The organism is Caldimonas hydrothermalis (genome assembly GCF_056746695.1).
This window is the reverse complement of the sequence record NZ_JBWQXA010000033.1, coordinates 1-1,052: the sequence shown is the minus strand read 5'-3', so window position 1 is coordinate 1,052 and position 1,052 is coordinate 1. Positions and strand designations below refer to the sequence as shown.

Genomic DNA, 1,052 nt, shown 5'->3' with positions numbered 1-1,052 from the left:
ACGGTATGCGTATCGCCGACGGCGAACTATGCGGGGTGCCCGAGCGGGGCGCTGACGCAGACGGGGCTGCCCAGCAGCTACAGCGGCAAGCGCGTGCTGCTGCGCCGTGGCGAGAGCTTCGGCCAGATCAACATCCGCCACGGCGAGCGCAATGTCATCGTGGGCGCCTTCGGTTCGGGCAACAAGCCGCGCGTGGCCTCGGTGCGCATCGGCTCGGGACGTCCGGACACGGCCTCGTTTGCCGAGGACGTCACCGTGATGGATCTGAACATTGCCGACGGCATCGTGCAAGACAACTCGGCGGCGCGGCTGCTGCTGTACCGCAACGACCTGGCCGATGCAGGCAACAACAACCGCATCTGGATCGGCGCGGCGCTGGACTACTGGGCCAGCAGCGACCCGTACCGCACCATCTCGCCTGGCCAGTTCTACAACCCGCGCGAGATCTTCATCGTGGAAAACCGCATCCAGGGCGGCAGCCTGTCCAACGACAGCCCCATCCTGGGCACGGGTTCACGCATCGCGCTGCTGGGCAACGACATGGGCTACGCCAACCAGCACACCGTGCGCATCGGGCGGCTGCACAAGGGGGTGATGGCCCACAACGCCATGCGCGGCCGCTCCTCCGACGGCATCCGCCATGCGCTCAAGCTGCACTCGGGCGGTCTGGGCAGCTACACCGACAGCTACAACGGCAGCACCTGGGCCACGCGCCAGGTGGTCATTGCCAACAACCTGTTCGGCGATGCGCAGGACAACAACCAGTGGACGGTGGCCGTCAGCCCGCAAAACGGCGTGTCCGCCGAGGGGCTGGAGGACGTGATCGTGGAGAACAACCGCTTCGTACGAGGCTTGCGCACCGCCTCCGACTTGGTGATCACCGGGCGGCGCATGACCTACCGCGGCAACGTGCGCGTCGACGGGGGGGCGCTGGGCGTGAGCCTCAACGGCCACGGCGAGGCCCTGCCGACCGACTGGCGCGGCCCCTACTACAGCCAGTGAACTATCGCTTGCGCCACCCCAGCACCACTCAACACACCGCCGGGCCTTGG

Annotated in this window: 1 protein-coding gene; it reads left to right on the top strand. The window is 67.6% G+C overall.

Annotated elements, in window-relative coordinates; genetic code table 11:
• A partial coding sequence (locus AC1ECW_RS16245; RefSeq protein ID WP_481202299.1) for a hypothetical protein occupies positions 1-1,002 on the top strand: 1,002 nt, incomplete at its 5' end.
• Between the last annotated feature and the right edge of the window lie 50 nt (positions 1,003-1,052).